Genomic DNA, 22,526 nt, shown 5'->3' on the forward strand with positions numbered 1-22,526 from the left:
CGTCGGCGTGTAAAGCCAATGCGCCGGTCAGTTAAAAAACAACACATCTCCGAACCTTTCGTGGGTGGAGCTTCGGGGGATTCTCGGAGGAGTCATCGTGATGACGCGGTGCGTTGTGACGGCACACATCCCGTGCCGGTATCTGATTCGGGGGGCGGCAGTCGCCAGGCGAGTCCTCGCCGATGCCTGAGCGCCGGCCCGGCGCCGGCTCCGATCATGACCCTGTCGTCGTCGTGGGCATGGGGATCGAAGCACCCGGTGGCGTGCACACAGCCGAGGACTATTGGGCGCTGCTATCCGAGCAGCGGGAGGCATTCAGCCCGTTTCCAACCGACCGCGGCTGGCCGATCCGCGAGCTGTTGACCGGGTCGTGCCGCGACGGCTTCAAGAGAATCCACGACTGCGGCGGATTCTTGACTGGCGCAACGACATTCGACCCGGCGTTTTTCGGCATTTCGACACGCGAGGCGATCGCGATGGATCCGCAGCAACGCGTCGCCCTGCGGGTCAGCTGGCATGCGCTCGAAAGCAGCGGTATCAATCCCGACGACTTGGCCGGGCACGACGTGGGCTGCTATGTCGGCGCCTACACCACCGGCTATGGCCCGGACATGACGGAGTTCTCCCGCCACACCGGCCACCTGATGAGCGGTACCGCGCAGAGCGTCATCTCCGGCCGGATCGCCTACACCTTGGGCCTGGCCGGCCCGGCCATCACCGTCGATTCCTCCTGCTCGGCCGCGCTCGTGGCGTTTCACCTGGCGGTGCAGGCGATCCGGGCCGGCGACTGCGACATGGCGCTGGCCGGCGGGGTGTGCGTGATGGGCTCTCCCGGATTCTTCGTCGAGTTCTCCAAACAGCACGCCCTTTCCGACGACGGACACTGCCGCCCGTACAGCGCGCAGGCCAGCGGAACGGCCTGGGCCGAGGGCGCGGCGATGTTCGTGCTGCAACGAAAGTCCGCCGCGCTGCGCCACGGTCGGCGCATCATCGCCGAGGTCCGCGCCAGCGCCCTCAACCAGGACGGGCGAAGCCCGGGACTCACCGCCCCGTGCGGTGCGGCGCAAAGCCGCCTGTTCCGGCGGGCCATGACCCAAGCCGGGCTTCGGCCCGAACAGGTGGGGATGATCGAGGGTCACGGCACGGCCACCACCCTGGGCGACCGCACGGAATTGCGCTCGTTGGCCGAGACCTACGGCAACACCGAACCGGGCCGCGGGGCGCTGCTGGGTTCGGTGAAGTCCAACTTCGGCCACGCGCAGTCCGCCGCCGGGGGGCTCGGGCTGGCCAAGGTGCTGCTGTCCGCCGAGCGCGGCGCCGTCCCGGCCACGCTGCACGCCACCGAGGCCAGCCGGGAAATCGATTGGGACAGCCAGGGTTTGCGACTCGCGCGGGAGTTGACGCCGTGGCCCGCCGTGGACGGGCAGCGGATCGGCGCGGTATCCGCGTTCGGGATGAGCGGCACCAACGCCCATCTGATCGTTTCGGTGACGGAGGCCGCATGATGCCGGCCCATCGACTGCCCGACGATCGCATCCCGGTGCTGCTCAGCGCGCATGAAAACGACCTCATCGGCCAGGACGCCGCCGCCATTCTGGACTACCTGAAGCGCTACGGCGGGACCGAAGACCCGACCGCTGCGGTGGCTTCCACGCTGCTTGCCACGCGGCGCGTGCGTCGTCACCGAGCCGTGGTGCGCGCAGCCGACCGGCGTGAGCTCGAGGCAGGGCTGGGCGCGCTGGCCGCGGGTGAACACCACCCGCTCGTGGCCCGGTCCCCGGGACGCGCCGGCGGCCCGCGTATCGCGTTCGTGTTTCCCGGTCAGGGCAATCAGTGGCCGTCGATGGGCGCCGAAGCCTACCAACGGCTTCCGGTGTACCGGGCCGAAGCCGACCGGTGCGCGGAAACGTTCGTCGCGGCGGGGCTGCCCTCGCCGCTGGCATACCTGCTGTCCGACACCGAGCGGAGTTGGTCGCAGATCGACATCCAGGGCGCGCAATTCACGCACGCCGCGAGTTTGGCGCAGCTGTGGAGATCCTGCGGCGTGCTCCCGGACATCACCTTGGGGCACAGTCTGGGGGAGGTGGCGGCCGCCTACGTGGCCGGCGCCGTGGCACTGCCCGACGCGGTTGCCGTCGTGGCCGCCCGCGCCGCGGTCGTCGACCGGCTGCCGGGTCGGTACGGCATGGCGGTTCTGGGTCTGGGCGCCGAGGCCGCCGGGCGGCTGGTCGCCGAAGCGCCGGGCTGGCTGGAGCTCTCGGTGGTCAACTCGCCATCGTCGAGCGTGGTGTCCGGAGACCGTGACGCCGTGGCCGGCATCGTGCGACGGGCCGGAAAGGACGGCATCTTCGTCCGCGAGCTTGCCGTCGAATATCCGGGCCACACCAGCAAGCTGGAATCGCTGCGTGGCACGCTCGACGACCTGCTGCCCGCCTCGGCGTTTCGGGACGCCCCGGTCGAGTTCGTCAGCTCGGCGCGGGGCGGCGTCGTCGGCGCGGACACCGACTTCGCCGGCTACTGGTACCAAAACCTGCGCAATATGGTCCGTTTCGACAAAGCGGCGGAAACGGCCGTGCAACGCGGGGCGGGCACGTTCGTCGAAATGTCCGCGCACCCTTCGCTGCTGTACGCGCTCGACGAGCTGGCCGAGGGCGCGGTGATCGTGGGTTCCGGTCGCCGCGACGAACCCGTCGTCGAGCAACTCGCCGCCAGCATGGTCACCGCCGCGTTGGCCAATCCCGGTTATCGGTGGTCTGACCTGGCGGGCGTCAGCGACGAGCGATCGCTGCGAGCGTTTCCGACGGCGCCCATGCGCGCGGTGCACCTGTGGGCCACGCCGGAGCCGTTGCCGCCGGCGCCGGGATCTGTCGTGACGGTCCTGTCCGAAAAGTGGGAGCCGCAGCCGACGACCCAGCCCGTCGAGACCGACCGGCCGCCGTGCAGCGTCGCGGTGGTGGCGCAGGACCCGGGTGACGGGACCGCCGATCCCCTGGCGCGTCAGGTGACCGACGCGATCGCCGCGGATCGCAGGTGCGAGCTGACGGGACCCGACCAGGCGGAAGTCGCCGTCCTGATCGCGCCCGCCCTCTTGCAGTCCGAGGTGCTGAAGGCCGCCGACGAATTCCGCTGCCACGCGGGGCAACTCGACTACCGCGGGGCAATCGGCCCGCGCTGCCGGCGCGTCTGGCTCGTCACCAGGTGCGGTGAGCAGGTGGCTTCCGGCCCACCGGTGGCATTGCCGGCGCAGGCGGGGTTGGCTGCGGCGCACCGCAGTGTCGGTTTCGAATTCCCCGACTGCACGTTCGCGCACCTGGACCTTCCGACCCAGGGCATCGATGCGGATATTGCCCACGAGTGCGTCGACGTGCTGCTGGGCGACCGCACCGAGGTCGCGTTGCGCGACAATGGCCCGGACGGCCGGGGTTGGTTCGCGCGCGAGTTGCGCGAGTGTGCCGAAGGCGCCCCCGAGCGCCTCCTGGACACAGCGGCGCTCGACTGCGTGGTGATCACCGGGGGCAACGGGACCATCGGCCTGCGCTACGCCCGGCACTGCATCGAACATGGCGCGCGGCGGGTGATCCTGTTGAGCCGCAACGGCCTCGCGCCGGACCAACTCGGCCGACTGAGCGAGGGATATTCGGCACAGGTGTATGCCCCGCCTTGCGACATCACCGAGCCGGGGGCGCTGTCAAAGGTGGCCGACGAGTACGCCGGCGACGGCGCGTCACTTTTGATCCACGCCGCCGGCGCCGCGAGGTTCGCGCCCCACGACCAACTCGGCGACGACGACCTGGCAGATGCGTTCTCGGCCAAGGTAACCGGGCTGGCCCGGATGACCGATATCTGGCCGCTGCGTCGGGACGTGCGGATCCTGCTGTGCTCGTCCGTATCGGGGGTATGGGGTGGTTACGGCCATGCCGCCTACGCCGCGTCCAACCGCATGCTCGACGCATCCGCGGCTGAGTTGCGGGCCAAGGGGCTGGACTGCGCCGCGGTGCGGTGGGGCCTATGGCAGGGGACCACGATTGCCGACGCCGAAGAGGTCGCCCGCATCGAGCGGTCCGGCCTGGTCGCGATGGACCCCGACGCGGCGGTGATCGCCAGCCTCTGCCACCACCGTGGCGACCCGCTGATCTTGGCCGCCGACTTCGACCGCCTGCGGATTTTCTTCGAAAGCCAGGGCGCCGCAGCGCCGTTCACGACGGAACGGACCGAGCACGAGCCTGAGCCGGCGGCCGACGACGAAGGCCCCGGCGCGCGATCGGTTGACGATATCGTGCGCAACGCCCTCGCCGCGACGTTGTCGCTCGACGGTGGCGAGTCCGTCGATTTGAGCGCGAGGCTGGTCGACCTCGGCGTCGACTCGCTGCTGGGCGTCGACCTTCGCGACCGATTGCGCCGGGGGATCGGGCGATCGGTGTCGCTCGGCCGGATGCTCGGCGGGATGACCGGCACCGAACTGGTCGACTGTCTGCACTCGGCCCCCGATGGACAAACCGCGAACGCACAGCCCGAGAGACCAGAAAGGTTGGAATCCTCGCGTGACTGATACCACCGAGCAAGCCGTGCCGATCGCCGAGCTGTCCGAGGGCCAACGCCGGATGTGGTTCGTACAGGCGACCGATCCGACCAGCCCTCAGCTCAACGTGTGCGCGTCCTACCGGCTCACCGGCACCGTCGACGTCGAGCGGTTGCACCGGGCGCTGGACGCCGTGGCGGTTCGGCACCCCGTGCTGCGCACCACCTATCGGGCGGACGACGGTCGCGAGCCACATCCCGTGCTGAGCGACGAACTCCGCCCCGGCTGGGCCGACCACGACCTGTCCGGGCTGGCCGAACAGGCCCGGCAACTGCGACTGGAAGTGTTGGCGCAACGCGAGTTTCGTCGCCCCTTCGACCTGGCCGCCGACTCGCCCCTGCGGGTCACCGCCGTCCGACTGGGCGCCGACGAGCTGATGCTGTTGATCACCGCCCACCAGATCGCGTGGGACGAACGGTCGTGGGCGCCCTTCTTCACCGACCTCACCCGCGCCTACACGGCCCCGGGTCTCGACGGCGCGCCACTGGCGCCGCCGTCGGCCGCCGCCGCGCTCGACGACGACCTGGCCTACTGGCGCCCCCTGATGGCCGATCTTCCGGAGCCCCTGGAGCTGCCCGGCCCCGACGGTTCGGCCGAACCCAGCTCGTGGCGCTCGCTGCGCGCATCGACGTTCCTGTCCACGAACGCTTTTGACCACGCCACGGCGCTGGCGCACGGCTGCGGCACCACCCCGTATGTGGTGCTACTCGCCGCGTTCTCGGCTCTGATTCACCGCTACACCCAATCCACCGACTTCCTGATCGCGGCGCCGGTGGTGGGCCGTGGCTGCGAAACCGACACGGAGACCGACGGCGCGATCGGCGGCTGCGGCAACACCGTCGTCATACGCACCCGGCCGCAGCCGCGGCAAACATTTCGCGAGCTGGTCGCGCAACTGCGCGAGAGCGCCGAGGAAGCCTTCGCGCACCAGCATGTGGATCTGGACCGCCTGGTGCGTGAGTCCAATCCCGATCACGGAACCGATCGGCTGACCCAGGTCGCCTTCAGCCTGCGGGCAACCGATGGTGGCGGCTTCTGCCCGCCCGGGGTGGAATGCGAGCGCGGGCAACTGGACAGCCGATTCAGCCAAGTTCCGCTGAGCTTCACGGTGACCCCGGCGGGGCCGGACGGCGAAGGAGCGCTGGCGGAGGCGGACTATCTCATCGAGGTGCTGGACGCCGGACTGGTGTGTCAGCTGCTCGAGCACTACACCGTCCTGCTGGACGATGCGCTGCGCGACCCCGATACCGCGTTGTCGCGGCTGTCGCTGATGAGCGACGCCGACGCGGATTCGCTCCGCCGGGCGTCGGCGGGTGAGGAGTTCTCGACGCCGGCGACCACGCTGCCCGCATTGATCACCGAGCGCGCAACGTCGTCGCCGGACGCCGTCGCCGTGGTCTACGAGGGCCGCCACTACACCTATCGCGAGATCAACGAAGAAGCAAACCGGCTGGCGCACTGGCTGATCGAGCAGGGCATCGGTGCCGAGGACCGGGTCGCCGTATTGCTCGACAAGTCGCCCGAATTGGTGATCACGGCGCTGGGGCTGCTGAAAGCCGGGGCCGTCTACGTGCCGGTCGACCCGACCTATCCCGAGGACCGGCTCACCTTCATCCTCGGCGACGTCGACGCCAAACTCGTGCTGCGCGAACCGGTCACCGGGCTATCGCGGTATTCGCCGCACAACCCGACCGACGATGAGCTGGTGCGGCCGCTGCGCCCGAACAACACCGCTTACCTCATCTACACCTCGGGCTCGACCGGCCTGCCCAAGGGCGTGGCGGTGCCGCACGCACCGGTCGCGGAGTACTTCGTCTGGTTCGGCGACGAATACCAGGTCGACGAGACCGACCGGCTGCTGCAGGTCGCCTCGCCCGGCTTCGACGCGTCGATCGCCGAAATCTTCGGCCTGCTGATTTGCGGCGGGCGCCTGGTCATCCCACGCCCCGACGGCTTGCGCGATATCGGTTACCTGACCGGCCTGCTGCACCGCGAAGGCATCACGTCCATGCACTTCGTGCCCTCGCTGCTCGGGTTGTTTCTGTCGCTGCCCGAGGTGAACCGGTGGCGCACGCTGCGCCGGGTCCCCGTCGGCGGGGAAGCGTTGCCCGGCGAGATCGCCGACAAGTTCCGCGCCACGTTCGACGCGGCGCTGTACAACTTCTACGGGCCCACCGAAACCGTGATCAACTGCACCAGTTATCCCGTGGAAGGCACCCAGGGCGCGCGTATCGTGCCGATCGGACGGCCCAAGATCAACACCCAGGTCTATCTGCTCGACGACGCGCTGCAGCCCGTGCCGATCGGTGTGATCGGCGAAATCTACATCGGCGGAACACATATCGCGCACTACTACCACCGCCGTCCGGCGCTGACCGCGGAGCGCTTCGTCGCCGACCCCTTCACGCCCGGCGGACGCCTGTACCGCAGCGGGGATCTGGCCCGCCGCGACGCCAACGGCGACATCGAATTCGTCGGCCGCGCCGACGAGCAGGTGAAGATCCGCGGCTTCCGCATCGAACTCGGCGAGATCGCGGCCGCGATCTCGGTCGATCCCAGCGTCGGGCAGGCGATCGTCATCGCCGCGGACCTGCCCCAGCTGGGCAAGAGCCTGATCGGCTACGTCACCCCCGCCGAGGGCAAATCCGTTGACGTCGAGCGCATTCGCGAGCGGGTGTCCGCCGCGCTGCCCGACTACATGACGCCGGCGGCCTACGTCGTACTGGACGAGATCCCGATCACCACGCACGGCAAGATCGACCGCGACGCCCTGCCGCAACCCGAGATCGCGGCGGGCGCGGACTACCGCGAGCCGATCACCTCGACCGAGCGCCGCATCGCGGACATGTTCTCCGAACTGCTCGGCCACGACCGGGTGGGCCTCGACGACTCGTTCTTCGACCTCGGTGGTCATTCCCTGCTGGCCACCAAGCTCGTCGCGGCCATCCGGTCGCAATGCGAGGCGGAGGTCGGCATCCGGGACGTCTTCGAGCTGGCGACCGTCGCGCGGCTGGCGGAACGGATCGATCAGATAGCTGCCGGTGAAGTGTCGGCGCCCCTGCGCCCGAGGCTGATCACGACCTCGCGCGACGAGCCATTGCCGCTGTCCGCCGCCCAGTTGCGGACGTGGTTCGCCTACCAGGTCGAGGGACCAAACGAGGCCAACAACATTCCGTTCGCCGCCAGGCTGACCGGGCCGTGTGACGTCGAGGCCCTCGTCGCCGCCGTCGGCGACGTCGTGACGCGCCACGAGATCCTGCGCACCACCTACGCGGAAAAGGACGGCGTCCCCTACCAAGTGGTCAACCCCGCCGCCGAAGTCGCGGTGCGCCGGGCGACCGGCGAATCCGAAGAGTGGCTGCGCGCGGAGCTCGACGCCGAGCGCCGGCACTGCTTCCGGCTGGACACCGAGTGGCCGATTCGGGTGGCCGTGTTGCACACCGGTGATGAGCACGTGCTGTCGCTGGTGGTGCACCACATCGCCATCGACCACTGGTCCGGCGGCGTGTTGTTCACCGACCTGCTGACCGCGTACCGGGCGCGCCACCTACGCCAAACGCCCTCCTGGACACCGTTGCCCGTGCAATACGCCGACTACGCGGCGTGGCAGGGCGCGTTGCTCGACGGCGAAGGCCCGCGCGCGGACGGGGACGGTCCCACCGTCGCGGAGACGCAGCGCGACTATTGGGTGCGCCAGCTCGACGGCATACCGGAGGACACCGGGCTGCGGCCCGACCTGCCGCGGCCGCCCGTGCCCAGCGGCGCCGGCGACGCGGTCGAATTCAGCGTCAGCCCCCAGACCCGGGCCGCGCTCGTCGCGCTGAGCCGCGAGCTGGGCCTCACCGAGTTCATGCTGCTGCAGGCGGCCGTCGCGGTGGTGTTGCACAAAGCCGGTGGCGGGGTCGACATCCCGCTCGGCACGCCGATCGCGGCGCGCACCGAACCCGAACTGGACCAACTGATCGGGTTTTTCATCAACATCCTGGTGCTGCGCAACGACTTGAGCGGCAACCCGACCCTGCGCGAGGTGCTGAGCCGGACCAGGGAGACCGCACTGGCCGCCTACGCCCACCAGGATCTGCCGTTCGAGCGGGTGGTGGACGCGGTCAACCCGGTGCGTTCGCTGTCGCGGAACCCGTTGTTCCAGACCGTCGTGCACGTCCGCGATCAACTGCCGACGGACCGGGTGATCGACTCCGGCCCGGACGGGGACACGGTGTTCACCGCGCTGGAGCCGCCGTTCGACATGGCGCACGCCGACCTGAGCGTCAACTTCTTCACCACCGACGCGGCCGGGGAAGAGGCCGGCAGCACCGGTTACCAGGGCAAGATCCTCTACCGCACCGAGCTGTACCGCAAGGCCACCGTCGAGCGCCTCGCGGGATGGCTGACGCAGGTCGTCGACGCGTTCGGCGGCGACGTCGATCAGACCCTGCGCGACGTGCAGTTGCTCGAACCCCAGGAACGCCAGCGCATCCTCGCCCAATGGAGCCGCGGCGCTCCGCCGCCGCCCGAGCGCCCGCTCACCATCGCCGACCTGCTCGAGCCCAGCCGCGAGTGGGGTTCCGATCGGATCGCGGTGCGCTGCGGGAACGAGGAGATCGATTACCCTGCGCTGCACCGCCGTTCGGACAACCTGGCCCGGCTGCTGTGCGATCGTGGGGTTGGGCCGGGGTCGTTGGTGGGCCTTTCGACACGGCGGGGCATCGACATGGTCGTGGCCCTGGTCGCCATCATGAAGGCCGGCGCCGGCTTCTTCCCGCTCGATGCCGCGTATCCGTTGGCGCGCAAGCGGTTCATGCTCGACGACGTCGACCCCCGGGTCGTGGTGGTGACGTCCGAAGCGGCCGACACGATGCCCGAACACCGCGGAATGACACTGGTTTCGCTCGACGACCCGGGCGTGCGGGCGGCGATGGACGCCGCACCGGCCACGGTCGCGTCGGCGAGACGTCTTCCCAAGGCGCACCCCGACGACCCGATGTACCTGGTTTTCACGTCGGGCTCGACCGGCGAGCCGAAGGGGGTGGTGGGCACCCACCGGGCCATGACCACGCGGCTGAACTGGCAGGTGCGGCACTACCCGGTGGCCGGTGACGACGTGCGGCTGGCGCAGGCCTCGTGGACGTTCCTCGAGGGCTGCATGGAGACGCTGGGCGGGCTGGCGGCCGGCGCCACCACCATCCTGGCCGACGACGGCGAGCACCGGGACCCGGAAGCGTTGGCGTCGCTGATGCAGCACCACTCGGTGGCGCAGGTGACCGCGGTGCCCAGCCTGGTCTCGACGATCGTCGATTCGTGGCCCGAGTCGCTGAAGTCGTTGAGCCGGTTGGTGTGCGGCGCGGAGCCGATGACGGTCTCGCTGCAGGATCGGTTGCTCGCAGCGTGCGACCCCGGTTCACACGAGGGCCCCGAGTTGCTGAACAACTTCGGCGCCACCGAGACGTCCGGCGCGCTGGTCCGCGGGCCGCTGACCCCGCCGGTCCCGATCCTGGGCACCCCCATGCCGGACTCGCAGGTCTACCTGCTCGACGACGGTCTCAATCCGGTGCCGGTCGGGGTCGTCGGCGAGTTGTACTACGCCGGAGGGCAATTGGTGCGCGGCTACTGGAAGCGGCCCGGACTGACGGCCGCGCGCTTCCTGCCCAACCCGTACGCGACCGAGCCCGGCGCGCGGTTCTACCGCAGCGGCGACCGGGCCCGCTGGACCGAGGACGGCCGATTGGAGTTCGTCGGCCGCGCCGACCATCAGGTGAAGGTGCGGGGCTTCCGCGTGGAACTCGGCGAGGTGGAGACCGCGCTGAAGGCGGCCGACGGTGTGGCCGCCGCGGCGGCGCGAACCTGGGCCGTCGACGGCAGCACGACATTGGCCGGTTACGTCGTACCGCACGAGCCGGCCGCCGACGACGCGGCGAAATCCGCCTTCGCGGCCGCGGTCCGCAGCGAAATCAGCTCGCTGCTACCCGGATACATGGTGCCGTCGTCGATCACCGTCCTCGACGAGATGCCCAAGACGGAGTCGGGCAAGCTGAACCGGCCCGGCCTGCCCCGGCCGACGGTGAGCACCACGGGCCACAGTGCACCACCGCAGACCGCCACGGAGCGTGGGCTGGCGACCGTGTTCGTCGACCTGCTTCCGGTCACCGAGGTCGGGCGCTTCGACGACTTCTTCGCGCTCGGCGGCGACAGCATCCTGTCGGTGCAGCTCGCCGCCCGGGCGCGGGACGCGGGGCTGCCGGTCAGCCCGCGGATGGTGTTCGAGAACCCGACCGTGCAGGCGCTGGCCGCCGCCGTGGATGCGGCACCGGAGTCCGGCGCGGACAGCGAGACCGACACCCGGCACGCGCCGATGAGCACCTCGGGGTTGTCGGACGACGATCTGCTGGCGGTGACGCAGTCATGGACGGGATCGCAGTCCCCGGATCGGGGGAAGCCGTGACCGCCACCGAAACTCGCATGCCTCCGGGGATCGAGGACGTGATGGCGCTCAGCCCCCTCCAGGAGGGGCTGTACTCGCTGACGATGCTGTCCGGCGGGGCTTCCGACGGTCTCGAACCCGGCCCGGCGGCCGCGGTTGACGACCCCTACGTGGTCGGCATCGTCGCCGACATCGCCGGCGAGCTCGATGTCGAGCTGCTGAAGGATTGCGCCGCAGCGATGTTGGCGCGGCACCCCAACCTGCGGGCCAGCTTCGTCAGTCGCGACATCCCGCGCCCCGTGCAGATCGTGCCGTCGCGCGTCGACCTGCCCTGGCGACGGGTTGCCGCCCGGCCCGAGGACGTCGACGGCCTGGAGGCCGAGGAGCGGCGCCGGCCGTTCGACTTGGAACGCACGCCGGCGATCCGCTTTCTGCTCGTCGAATTGCCCGACTCCCGCTGGCGTTTGGTCATCACCGCGCATCACATCGTGATCGACGGGTGGTCGTTGCCGGTGTTCGCCGCCGAGATGATCGCCCTGTACGGGGCGGGCGGCGACGAGCAGGCGCTGCCCGAGTCGCCGCGCCCCTACCGCGACTACATCGGGTGGCTGGCCGGACGCGATCACGCCGCGAGCGAACGGGTTTGGCGCGAGCATCTCGAGGGTCTGTCGGGTCCGACGCTGTTGTCGGCGGCGATGACGAGCCAAACCCCGGGGACGGCACTGCCGCGGCGCACGGAGTTGCGCGCCGACCGGTCGGCCACCGCACGCCTGACCGACGGCACGCGCGCCAACGGGATCACCGTCAACACGCTGATGCAGATGGCCTGGGCCCTGGTGCTGTCGCGGTCGACCGATCGCAACGACGTGGTCTTCGGCGTCACCGTATCGGGTCGCCCGCCCGAGCTCGACGGGGTCGAGACGATGATCGGCCTGTTCATCAACACCGTGCCGCTGCGGGTGCGCCTCGACCCGGATGGCGCCGTCGGCGCGCAATGCCGTGGCGTGCAACGCGATGCGGCGATGCTGCGCGAACACAGCTACCTCAGCCACGCCCAACTGCGGTCGCTGGGCGGCGTCGGCGAGCTGTTCGACACCCTGCTGGTCTACGAGAACTTTCCCACCGGGGGGCTGGCCGACGGCGGCGAACTGACCGCCGGCGGTGCGACATTCCGGCCGGCGGGGCTGGAAAGCGTGTCGCATTTCCCCGTCGCGCTGGCGGCCCACATGGACGACGGCGAGCTGGTCATGCTGGTGGAAGTGATCGACGGCGCGCTGGGCACCACGACCGCCACCCGCCTGGGCCGCCGGGTGCTGGCCACCGCCGAGCGGCTGCTCGAGCTGTGGGACCGCCCCCTGCGCGAGGTGAGCGTGCTGCTCGGCGACGAGGCGGTGGAGCCGCACCGCGCCGGGGCTCCCGCGCCGGCGCCGGGTCTGCCCGCCCGGTTCGCGGCCGTCGCCGAAGCGACGCCCGACGCCGTCGCCTTGAGCTGGGCGGGCGGGGCGTTGAGCTATGCCGGGCTGGACGCCGCCGCCAACCGGCTCGCCGCGGCGCTCGTCGCCCGCGGCGCCGGCGCCGAAACCCCAATAGCGATAAGGCTTCCCCGCGGCCCCCAGTACGTCATCGCGCTGCTGGCGGTGCTCAAGGCCGGCGGCGTCTGCGTGCCTCTGGAGCCCGGAACCCCGCCCGAGCGGGTGGAATCCATCCTGCGTCAGAGCGGCGCGACGATCGTCGCCGACGAAGACCTGATGGCCGATGCCTGCGACGGGCCGGGCGACTTCACGGCCGCCGACGTCGGGCCCGGGCAGGCCGCGTATGTGGTCTTCACCTCGGGAACGACGGGAGAGCCCAAGGGGGTCATCGGAACCCACGCCGCGCTGGGCGCCTACGCCGACGATCACATCGAGCGAGTGCTGCGCCCCGCGGCGCAGCGGGTGGGTCGCCGGCTGCGCATCGCGCACGCGTGGTCGTTCGCCTTCGACGCCGCCTGGCAACCGCTGGTGGCGCTGCTCGACGGCCACACCGTGCACGTCGTCGACCAACACACCCAGCGTGACGCCGAGGCGCTCGTGACCGCCATCGCCGAGCACGGCATCGACATGATCGACACGACTCCGTCGATGTTCGCTCAGCTCAAGGCGTTTGGCCTGCTGGAGCGGGTGCCGCTGGCCGTGCTGGCGCTGGGCGGGGAAGCCATCAACGCGCCGACGTGGGCGGCCATCCGGGAGGAGTGCGCACGCACCGGCATGGCGGCCTACAACTGCTACGGGCCGACCGAGACCACCGTCGAAGCGGTGGTCGAAACCATCGCCGAGCGCGACGAGCCGTCGATCGGCAGGCCGACCCGGCAAACGCGCGCCTACGTGCTGGACTCGGCGCTGCGGCCGGTGCCGCACGGAGCGACCGGCGAGCTCTATCTGGCCGGCGCCCAGCTCGCCCGCGGCTACCTGGGCCGGGCCGCCGAGACCGCGACGCGATTCGTCGCCGACCCGTTCGCCGAGGGCGAGCGGATGTACCGCACCGGCGATGTGGTGCGACGCCACCCGGACGGCTCACTGCCCTACCTGGGGCGCGCCGACGCCCAGGTGAAAATCCGCGGCTTCCGCGTCGAACCCGACGAGATCGCCGCGGCGCTTCAGGCACATCCGGGAGTGCGCCAGGCGTGCGTCGTGGTGGGCGGGGACGGCGGCACGCCCCGGCTGACCGCCTATGCGGCGAGCGCGAACGGCGCCGCGCCCGCAGCGGCCGAGTTGCGCGGGACGCTCGGCGAGCGGCTGCCGCACTACATGGTTCCGCAGCGCATCGTCGTCGTGGACGAAATCCCGTTGACGCCCAACGGCAAGCTCGACGAGGCCGGGCTGGCCGAACTCGACCCCGCCACCGACGCGGGACCCGAACCCGAGACCGCCACCGAAACCGCGCTCGCCGAGCTGCTTTCGGAAATCCTCGACCGCGACCGGGTCGACGTCACCGCCGACTTCGTCGAGCTCGGACTGGACAGCATCGTGGCCCTCACCGTCGTGCGCGCGGCGCGGCGGCGGGGCATCGCGCTGCGCGCCCGGCTCATCCTCGAGTGCACCACCATCCGGGAACTCGCCGCCGCCATCGATTACGAAGCCAGCGAACCCACCGAAGGCCTGCGGGCCCCGCATGCGGACGACGACCCGGGCGGGCCGATCCCGTTGCTGCCCAACGCGCATTGGGTCTACGAATACGGCGACCCGCGCCGGCTGGCGCAGACCGAGGCCATCAGGCTGCCCCCCGGCACCGACGGCGATCAGCTGCGCGCCGCACTGACCGGCATCGTCGAGGGCCATGAGGTGCTGCGCTCCCGGCTGGACCGGCAGACGATGACCCTGCTTCCCGGGTCGACACCCGACTTCCTCACCGAGGCAACGGTGTCGGGGGGCGCGGGCGATCTGCGGGCCGCTGTCGCCGACCACGCCGCCAAGTCATTGGACAGCCTCGATCCCGAACGCGGCGTCCTGCTGGCGGCGGTGTGGCTGAGGCACCCCCCGACGGACGAGAGCGTGCTGGTGCTCACCGCGCACGTCCTGGCGATGGACCCGGCCTCGTGGCGGGTGGTGGTCGGCGAACTCGACGCCGCCCTGACCGCCTTGGCCGCGGGCGAGTCACCCGCGCCGTCGCGCGAGCACACCGGCTGCCGGCGCTGGGCGCAGGCGTTGATCAAGCGCGCCGAAGCCCTTGACACCGAGCAGTTTTGGCTCTCCCAGCTCAGTGGCGACGACCCCGAGCTGGGTACCCGCCGCGTCGATCCCACCCGCGACCGGGCCCGCGACCTGACGGTTCGGGTGGCGATCACCGACGCCGGCGTCACCGGCCGGCTCTTGAACTCCAGTGCGCCGATGTTCGACCTGCTGATCGCCGCCGCGGCGCGCACGGTCACCCGCTGGCGGCAGCACCGCGGACAGCCGACGCCGCCGCCGCTGCTGGCCCTCGAAACGCACGGCCGCGCCGACACCGTGGTCGAGCAAGGCGAGGGCCGGACGTTGGACACCACCGACACCGTCGGGCTGCTGAGCGCGATCTACCCGCTGCGGGTGCAGGCTGACGATCCCGCCGACATCGGGCGACGGACGATTCCGGGCGACGGCGTCGACTTCGGCCTGCTGCGCTACCTGCGCGGCGACACCGCGGCCGGGCTCGGCGCCCCGCCCGGGCCGCAGCTGTTGTTGAACTACCTCGGTCGCCTGGATCTCGGCGAGGCCGAGACCGGGCTGCGGCTGGACCGCGAGCTGCTGTCCGGGCTCCCGCTGTTGCCGGAGCCCGACCTGGCGGTGCGCCACGAACTGAGCATCCTGGCCACCGTGTTGGGTCCCGACGACCAGCAGGTGTTGGCGACCCAGTGGCGAGCGCTCCCTGACATCCTGGAGGAGGCGGACATCATTGCGTTGCAATCGATTTGGAATGACGCGTTGCGGGAGCTGGTGACATGAGCACGCTTGCGGTGCTGGGCGCCGGGGCCAAGGCGGTGGCCGTCGCGGCGAAGGCGGCGGTGTTGCGTCAGATGGGCGTCGATGCACCGGAGGTCGTCGCCGTCGAACGCACCGGCGTGGCCGCCAACTGGCACGCCACCGGCGGCTGGACCGACGGATCGCAGCGGTTGGGCACCAGCCCGGAAAAGGACGTCGGGTTCCCCTACCGTTCCTCGCTGGTGCCGCTGCGCAATGCCGAGCTCGACGAGCGGATGATGCGATACAGCTGGCAGGCGTATCTGATCACCACCGGCCAATTCCGCCAGTGGATCGACCGGGGACGGCCGGCGCCCCGGCACCGGCGGTGGCACGAGTACCTGCGGTGGGTGGCCGAACAGGTCGACATGACGGTCGTCCACGGCGAGGTCGACCGCCTCTCCGTCGACGGCCGACGCTGGGCGCTGCGCACCCGCGAGCGCACCGTGCGCGCAGACGCGTTGATGATCACGGGGCCCGGCCAGGCCGAACGATCGTTGCTACCGGGCAATCCGCGGGTGCTCTCGATCGCGCAGTTCTGGCATCGCGCCGCTCAGCACGAGCGGATCTGCGCCGAGCGGGTCGCGATGATCGGGGGCGGCGAGACCGCCGCCGCCATGCTGACCGAGCTGTTCGGCCACCGGGTTTCGACCATCACCGTCATCTCGCCGCAGGTGACGCTGTTCACCCGCGGCGAGAGCTTCTTCGAGAACGCGCTGTTCTCCGATCCCACCGACTGGACCGCGCTGACGCTGGACGAACGCCGCGACGCGATCGCGCGCACCGACCGCGGGGTGTTCTCGGCGAGCGTGCAGGACGCGCTGCTGGCCGACGACCGGATCCGGCACCTGCGCGGCCGGGTGGCGCACGCCATCGCTCGCGACGGGCAGATCCGGCTCACGCTCAGCACCGATCGGGGCAGCGAAAACCTGGAAACCGTCCACGGCTTCGACCTGGTCATCGACGGATCGGGCGCCGACGCGCTGTGGTTTACGACGCTGTTCAGCCAGGACGCGCTGGACCTGCTCGAACTCGGGCTGGGCACACCACTCAGCTGCCAGCAGCTGCAGGAAGCGATCGGCCACGACCTGTCGGTCAACGACGTCACACCCAAGCTGTTCCTGCCCAACCTGGCCGGACTGAACCAGGGGCCGGGGTTTCCCAACCTCAGCTGCCTGGGGCTGCTGTCCGACCGGGTGCTGGGCGCCGAACTGTCCGCCGCCCAGCGTTCGACCGCGAGAAATACAGGGAGAAACGATGAGCACCAACCCCTTCGATGACGAGACCGCCGCCTTCGTCGTGCTGGTCAACGACGAAGACCAGCACAGCCTGTGGCCCGCGTTCGCGGACATGCCGGCCGGCTGGCGGCAGGTCTACGGCGAGGCGAACCGGGCGGATTGCCTGCAGTACGTCGAAGAGCACTGGACCGACATGCGGCCCAGGAGCCTTCGCGAGGCGATGGATACCCGGTAGCCGGCGCGGTGAGTTTTCGTCGTGGCCCGGGTCTATAGATCAAACCCGACCAACGACGAAAAGGAGCCGTCCATGCCCGCGATCACGCCCTCGCTGTGGTTCGACCACAACCTCGAGGAAGCGGCGGAGTACTACACCTCCGTGTTCCCCAACTCGCGGGTCGAGGGCTTCAACCGGACCACCGGGGCCGGCCCCGGCGAGCCGGGCACCGTCCTGTCGGGCAGCTTCGTGCTGGACGGCAACCGGTTCATCGGCATCAATGGCGGTCCGCACTTCACGTTCAGCGAGGCGGTGTCGTTCACGATCGCGTGCAAGGACCAGGACGAGGTCGACTACTACTGGGAGCGGCTGACCGACGGCGGCGAGGAATCGCAGTGCGGGTGGTGCAAGGACCGCTTCGGACTGAGTTGGCAGATCGTCCCCGACCGCCTCTACGAGCTGATCGGCGACCCGGATCGCGAGCGCGCCGCGGCGGCGACCCAGGCGATGTACGGGATGCGCAAGATCGTCATCGCCGAGCTGGAGCGCGCCGTGCGCTGAAACCCCGGCGCCGAAAGCCATGATGCACGCGCACGCGTTAGGTTAGTCCGTGCGGGCGAGCCGAACAGGGAGTGAACATGGCCGACGGGGTATCCCACGATGTCTGAACCGGGCTGGATCGACGTACCCGGCCCCGCGGGCGACCTGAAGGCCCTCACCTGGGGGCCGCCGGACGCCCCGATCGCGTTGTGCCTGCACGGTTTCCCCGACACCGCCTACGGGTGGCGCAAACTCGCGCCGCGGCTGGTGGAGTCCGGGTGGCGGGTCGTCGCGCCGTTCATGCGCGGCTACGCGCCGTCGTCGATCCCGGTCGACGGCGATTTCCACGTCGGCGCGCTGATGGACGACGCGCTGCGGGTGCGCGACGCCGCCGGCGGCACCGAGCGTGACGTCGTGATCGGCCACGACTGGGGCGCGATCGCCGCGACCGGGCTGGCCGCGATGCCCGACAGCCCGTTCGCCAAGGCGGTGATCATGTCGGTGCCGGTCTCGGCGGGTTTTCGCCGCAGCGCCAGCGTCGCCGACCGGCTGCGGCTGCTCGGCCATCTGCCGCCGCAGCTGCTGCGCAGCTGGTACATCCTGTACTTCCAATTGCCTTGGCTCCCCGAGCGTTCCGCGTCCTGGGTGCTGCCGCGGCTGTGGAAGCGGTGGTCGCCGGGGTATCGCGCCGACGAGGACCTGCGCCACGTCGACGCCGCGATCGGCACACCGGAGAGCTGGCGGGCGGCGCTCGGGCCGTACCGCGCCACCATCCGCAGCCCGCGCCCGCCGGCGCGCTACGCCGAACTGAACCGGCTGTGGACCGAGGAGCCCCTGCTGCCCAGCCTGTACCTGCACGGCCGCGACGACGGCTGCATGACGCCGGCGTTCACCTACTGGACGGAGAAGGCGCTGCCCGCGGGCAGCGAGGCCGCGATCGTGGACCACGCCGGGCATTTCCTGCAGCTCGAACAGCCGGACAAGGTCGCCAACCTGGTGCTGACCTTCATCGGCTCGCCCGGCTGATGCCATGGCTGCCCACCGGATGGCGGCCGTGGATGCGCAGTTCTACTGGATGTCGGCCAAGCTGCCCAACGACCAGTTCCTGCTGTACGCGTTCGACGGCGAACCCCGCGCCGGCGCCATGGAGCAGCTGTGCGGGCGGGCGCGCGCCTGCCCGGAGCTGACAATGCGGGTCCGCGAGGGCGGCCGGCTGACCTATCCGCAGTGGGTGCCCGCGACGGTCGGGCCGGAGCGGGTGGTGCGCCACGACCTGGCCGACGACGGCTGGCCGGCGTGCCTGGCGGCCGTCGTCGCGCTCGCCGAGGACCAGCTGGACGTTTGCCGGATGCCGTGGCGGCTGCACGTGTTCACCCCGGTGCGCGGCGTTCCCGGCATCCGGGCGGGCGCGGGCACCGTCGCGGTGTTGCAGGTCGCGCACGCGCTGGCCGACGGCGCCCGCGCCTCGGCGATGGCGGCCTGGCTGTTCGGCCGGGACGCGCCGGTGCCCGCGCCGGCCCGGCCGCCGGCGGGGTTTCTGCCGTGGCGGGCCGTCGATGCGGCCCGCGCCCATCGCCGGCTGGTGCGCGACACCCGCGCCGGGGCGCTGGCGCCGGGGGCCGGGCCACGGCCCCTGATGCGCACCAACGCCCGCCCGGGCGGGACCCGCTCGGTGCGCACGCTGGTGCGGCGCCGCGCGCAGCTGGCCGGCCCGACGGTCACCGTCGCGGTGCTGGCCGCGGTGTCCACGGCGCTGTCCACACTGCTCGGTGCCGGGTCCGAGGCGCTGGGCGCCGAGGTGCCGATGGCCAAACCCGGTGTGCCGCACGCCAATAACCACTTCGGCAACGTCGTCGTCGGGCTGTATCCGCAGCTCGGCGTCGAGGACCGGGCGGCGCGGATCGCGACCGATTTGGCCAACGGCCGGCGGCGCTTCGAGCACCCGGCGACCCGCGCCGCCGACCGGGCGTTCGCCGCGGTGCCCGCGGCGTTGTTGCGGTGGGGCGTCGCGCAGTTCGACCCCGATGTCCGCCCGGCGCAGGTCGCGGGCAACACCGTGGTGTCCAGCGTGCACCGCGGCGCCGCGGACCTGAGCTTCGGCGGGGCGCCGGTGGTGCTGACGGCCGGGTACCCGGCGCTGTCGCCGGCGATGGGGCTGACGCACGGGGTGCACGGCATCGGTGACACCGTGGCGATCAGCGTGCACGCCGCGCAGTCGGCCGTTCCCGACGTCGACGAGTACGTGCGGCTACTCGACGCGGCGCTGTGACCTACTGCGCGTCACCGGATCTCGCCGCTTCCTCGCGGGTCATGCCCATGGCGCCGATCAGCTCCTCGTGCAGCTCGAACCACACGGTGTGGTACGAGTCGATCAGCGGCCGGGTCAGCCACACGGTGTCGCCGGCCTTGATCTTGTCCAGCGCCGCGGTCAGTTTCGCCGCGTATGCGCTCAACCGCGGCAGCTGCGCGGCGGCGGCGGCGACGATCGGCAGCGCCCGCCCGTGCACCGCGTCGAGGCGGGCCAGCACCGCGGCGTCGTAGGCGGCGTCGTCGTGGGTGTTGGGCGCGCCGCCCGGGCCGCCCTTGAGCTGCCAGTCGGTGGCCAGGGCCTTGAAATCGGTGTTCACGGCGCGGAATTCGTCGTACGCGGCGGCCATGGCGCCGGCATCGATGCCGGCGCGCTCCGCGGCGAGCAGCGCGTCGAGGCGGGCGCGTCCGTCGGGGGTGATCCGCAGCCCCGCGCCGTCGGCCAGCAGGCCCGCGCCGCTCAGCCGCTCGACGATGTCCGCGACGTCACCGAGCGTCGCCGTCAAGTCGGCGGCCCGCACCCGGCCCTTGAGCCGAACCGCCTGCAGCACTTCCAATTCGGTCACCGGGTGGCCCCCGCGTTCAGCGCCGTCAGCATGACGAGCAGCGGGGTGACCGACACCACGTCGTTATGCCCGGCCTCGAGGGCCGCGCGGACCGCGGCGTCGGAGGTGTCGTCCAGCCGCGGGTGATCGCCGGCGGCGTGCGCGCGCAGCGGGCTGATCCGCCGCGCGATGTCGGCCAGTTCACGCAGCTCGGGCGTATCGTCTTCCGACCACGCCGACGGGCTGAGGTCGCCCTCGCGGACTTCGCCTGCGTAGCCGTCGACCGTGATCTGCCGGCCGGCCAGCGCCGCCGCGGCCCCCTGACCGCAGCCCACCACGGCCACCCGGCCCAGCTCGCGGCTGACCACCGCGGCGTGGCTGGCCGCACCGCCGACCTCGGTGACGATGCCGTGGGCGGCCAGCATGCCCAGGACGTCTTCGGGCCGGGTGTGATCGCGCACCAGGATGACCCGCTCGCCCCGGTCGGCGGCGCCCAGCGCCTCGTCGACGTCGGTGTAGGCCCGGCCCGACGCCACGCCCGGGCAGGCCGGCAGGCCCTGAGCCAAAAGCGGTGCGGCGAAACGGGTTTCGGGCTGCAGCGCCGGCAGCAGCAGGGCCGTCACGTGCTCCGGGGTCACCCGGCGCAGCGCCTCGGCGTCGTCGATGATCCCCTCGCGGCGCAGCTGCAGGGCCAGCCGCACGGCGGCCTGAGCCGACCGCTCGGCCGAGCGCGTCTGCAACAGCCACAGCGCGCCGTCGTCGACGGTGAACTCGATCTCCTGCACGTCGGACCCGAGCCGCTCCAGGGTGCGGGCGGCGTCGGCCAGCTCGTCGTAGACGGCCGGCTGCCCGTCGCGCAGCGCGTCGATCGGTTCGACGTCGACCAGCCCCGAGACCACGTCGTCGCCCTGGCCGCCGGGCAGCCATTCGCCGAAGGGCTCGTCGGCGCCGGTGATCGGATTGCGGGAAAAGAACGCTCCCGCACCGGAATTGGCGCCCCGGTTGCCGAACACCATCGCCTGCACGACGACGGCGGTGCCGCCGCGATCGGCCAGGCCGTAGTGGGCGCGGTAGGCGACGGCGCGGGGCGAATCCCACGACGCGAAGACCGCCTCGATGCCGGCGCGCAGCTGCGCGTAGGGATCGTCGGGGACGGCTTGGCGGCCGACGATGCGCCGGTACATCGTCGTGAACCGCCGGCGGGTGTCGCGGGCGAAGGCGTGGCCGTCGAGCTCGGCGAGCGCGCGCTCGACGGCGTCGCTCATGCCCAGGTCCAGGATCGTGTCCATCATGCCGGGCATGGAGTGCGTGGCTCCGGAGCGAACGCTGACCAACAGCGGGCGCGGGCCGCGCCCGAACGTGCGCGAGGTCTCGGATTCCAGGCGGCGCAGCGCGTCGAGCACGTCGTCCCAGAGCGCGTCCATCGTCGCGCCGGGGTCGGCGAGGTAGCGCAGGCCCGCCTCGGTGGTGATGCAGAACGCGGGCGGCACCGGCAGGCCCTGCCCGCGCATCGCGACGATGCCGTGGCCCTTGTTGCCCAGCAGCTCGCGGGGGTGGCGCGTCTCGCCGGTCAGTGCGACCACGGCGGACATGGTGCACCCCCTCGTCTCGCGGCCTGTCCCGGCGGGACCTTCCCGGCGGGCCTCGACGAGTATGTCAGGACGGTCCGCGCAGGTCCGATGATCTAGGTTTGCACCTATGTATGTGGATGTCGGCTTACTGATCCTGCGGCTCGTGCTGGGACTGACGCTCGCCGCACACGGTTTCAACAAGTTCTTCGGCGGCGGCCGGATACCGGGGACTGCGCGGTGGTTCGAGAGCATCGGGATGAAGCCCGGCAAGTTCCACGCCGCGGTGGCCGCCACCACCGAGGTGTCGGCAGGGCTGGGCCTGGCGGCCGGGCTGCTCACGCCGATCCCGGCGGCCGGCTTCGTGTCGCTGATGCTGGTCGCGGCCTGGACCGTGCACCGCGCCAACGGGTTCTTCATCGTCAAGGAGGGCTGGGAGTACAACCTGGTGCTCGCGGTCAGCGCCGTCGTGGTGGCCACGCTGGGCGCCGGGCGGCTGAGCCTGGATTGGCTGATCTTCGGCCACAACTGGTTCGACGGGTGGCCCGGCCTGGTGATCTCGGCGGGCCTCGGCCTGGCCGGCGCCCTCGGGCAGCTGGTCATCTTCTACCGGCCGCCGGTCAAACAGGCGGGATAAGCGCGGGG

Annotated in this window: 12 protein-coding genes; 10 read left to right on the forward strand and 2 right to left on the reverse strand. The window is 71.2% G+C overall.

Translation table 11 applies throughout. The features are described from left to right. The first annotated feature begins 182 nt into the window (after positions 1-182). The 9 genes from AC5Y4Z_RS03670 (at position 183) to AC5Y4Z_RS03710 (ending at position 19,730) form a co-directional block, all read left to right on the forward strand. On the forward strand, positions 183-1,505 hold the full coding sequence (locus AC5Y4Z_RS03670) for a beta-ketoacyl [acyl carrier protein] synthase domain-containing protein (RefSeq protein ID WP_499960979.1): 1,323 nt from the start codon (positions 183-185) through the stop codon (positions 1,503-1,505). Then, the gene (gene mbtD, locus AC5Y4Z_RS03675; RefSeq protein WP_499960980.1) at positions 1,505-4,549 is read left to right on the forward strand and encodes a mycobactin polyketide synthase MbtD; all 3,045 of its coding nucleotides are present in this window, start codon (positions 1,505-1,507) and stop codon (positions 4,547-4,549) included. Before AC5Y4Z_RS03670 ends, mbtD begins: the two co-directional genes overlap by 1 nt. Further along, positions 4,488-11,018, forward strand: coding sequence for an amino acid adenylation domain-containing protein (locus tag AC5Y4Z_RS03680; RefSeq protein ID WP_499960981.1), 6,531 nt, complete (start codon positions 4,488-4,490; stop codon positions 11,016-11,018). Before mbtD ends, AC5Y4Z_RS03680 begins: the two co-directional genes overlap by 62 nt. Further along, positions 11,015-15,454 (forward strand): amino acid adenylation domain-containing protein, encoded by a 4,440-nt coding sequence (locus AC5Y4Z_RS03685; RefSeq protein WP_499960982.1) that lies wholly within the window; start codon positions 11,015-11,017, stop codon positions 15,452-15,454. Before AC5Y4Z_RS03680 ends, AC5Y4Z_RS03685 begins: the two co-directional genes overlap by 4 nt. Further along, positions 15,451-16,749: an NADPH-dependent L-lysine N(6)-monooxygenase MbtG gene (mbtG, locus tag AC5Y4Z_RS03690; RefSeq protein ID WP_499960983.1), complete on the forward strand. Its 1,299-nt coding sequence runs from the start codon at positions 15,451-15,453 to the stop codon at positions 16,747-16,749. Before AC5Y4Z_RS03685 ends, mbtG begins: the two co-directional genes overlap by 4 nt. After that, on the forward strand, positions 16,727-16,942 hold the full coding sequence (locus AC5Y4Z_RS03695; RefSeq protein ID WP_499960984.1) for an MbtH family protein: 216 nt from the start codon (positions 16,727-16,729) through the stop codon (positions 16,940-16,942). The genes mbtG and AC5Y4Z_RS03695 overlap by 23 nt, the downstream gene beginning before the upstream one ends. A 72-nt stretch (positions 16,943-17,014) precedes the next feature. Then, positions 17,015-17,482: a VOC family protein gene (locus AC5Y4Z_RS03700; protein ID WP_499960985.1), complete on the forward strand. Its 468-nt coding sequence runs from the start codon at positions 17,015-17,017 to the stop codon at positions 17,480-17,482. A 99-nt stretch (positions 17,483-17,581) separates the two neighbouring features. Beyond that, complete coding sequence (locus AC5Y4Z_RS03705; RefSeq protein ID WP_499960986.1) at positions 17,582-18,487, forward strand: alpha/beta fold hydrolase; 906 nt, start codon at positions 17,582-17,584, stop codon at positions 18,485-18,487. Positions 18,488-18,491: 4 nt separating this feature from the next. Further along, complete coding sequence (locus AC5Y4Z_RS03710; RefSeq protein WP_499960987.1) at positions 18,492-19,730, forward strand: WS/DGAT domain-containing protein; 1,239 nt, start codon at positions 18,492-18,494, stop codon at positions 19,728-19,730. 1 nt (position 19,731) lies between these two features. Here the strand turns inward: AC5Y4Z_RS03710 and AC5Y4Z_RS03715 are convergent, their stop codons facing one another. Both AC5Y4Z_RS03715 and AC5Y4Z_RS03720 read right to left on the reverse strand, forming a co-directional pair. Next, positions 19,732-20,334, reverse strand: coding sequence for a MarR family transcriptional regulator (locus AC5Y4Z_RS03715; protein WP_499960988.1), 603 nt, complete (start codon positions 20,332-20,334; stop codon positions 19,732-19,734). After that, complete coding sequence (locus AC5Y4Z_RS03720; RefSeq protein WP_499960989.1) at positions 20,331-21,905, reverse strand: pyruvate, phosphate dikinase; 1,575 nt, start codon at positions 21,903-21,905, stop codon at positions 20,331-20,333. The genes AC5Y4Z_RS03715 and AC5Y4Z_RS03720 overlap by 4 nt, the downstream gene beginning before the upstream one ends. Positions 21,906-22,011: 106 nt before the next feature. Here AC5Y4Z_RS03720 and AC5Y4Z_RS03725 point away from each other — a divergent pair, with 106 nt between their 5' ends. Next, positions 22,012-22,518 carry a DoxX family protein gene (locus tag AC5Y4Z_RS03725; RefSeq protein ID WP_499960990.1) on the forward strand — a complete coding sequence of 169 codons (507 nt, stop codon included), beginning with the start codon at positions 22,012-22,014 and terminating at the stop codon, positions 22,516-22,518. The last annotated feature ends 8 nt before the right edge of the window (positions 22,519-22,526 follow it).

It is taken from the genome of Mycobacterium sp. NGS63 (assembly GCF_059812295.1).

Excerpts from the sequence above, each read along its gene's own strand:
- AC5Y4Z_RS03710 (WP_499960987.1), top strand. The coding sequence starts at position 18,492 with ATGGCTGCCCACCGGATGGCGGCCGTGGATGCGCAGTTCTACTGGATG.
- AC5Y4Z_RS03670 (WP_499960979.1), top strand. The coding sequence starts at position 183 with ATGCCTGAGCGCCGGCCCGGCGCCGGCTCCGATCATGACCCTGTCGTC.
- AC5Y4Z_RS03680 (WP_499960981.1), top strand. The coding sequence starts at position 4,488 with ATGGACAAACCGCGAACGCACAGCCCGAGAGACCAGAAAGGTTGGAAT.
- mbtG (WP_499960983.1), top strand. The coding sequence starts at position 15,451 with ATGAGCACGCTTGCGGTGCTGGGCGCCGGGGCCAAGGCGGTGGCCGTC.
- AC5Y4Z_RS03695 (WP_499960984.1), top strand. The coding sequence starts at position 16,727 with ATGAGCACCAACCCCTTCGATGACGAGACCGCCGCCTTCGTCGTGCTG.
- AC5Y4Z_RS03720 (WP_499960989.1), bottom strand. The coding sequence starts at position 21,905 with ATGTCCGCCGTGGTCGCACTGACCGGCGAGACGCGCCACCCCCGCGAG.
- mbtD (WP_499960980.1), top strand. The coding sequence starts at position 1,505 with ATGCCGGCCCATCGACTGCCCGACGATCGCATCCCGGTGCTGCTCAGC.
- AC5Y4Z_RS03705 (WP_499960986.1), top strand. The coding sequence starts at position 17,582 with ATGTCTGAACCGGGCTGGATCGACGTACCCGGCCCCGCGGGCGACCTG.
- AC5Y4Z_RS03700 (WP_499960985.1), top strand. The coding sequence starts at position 17,015 with ATGCCCGCGATCACGCCCTCGCTGTGGTTCGACCACAACCTCGAGGAA.
- AC5Y4Z_RS03725 (WP_499960990.1), top strand. The coding sequence starts at position 22,012 with ATGTATGTGGATGTCGGCTTACTGATCCTGCGGCTCGTGCTGGGACTG.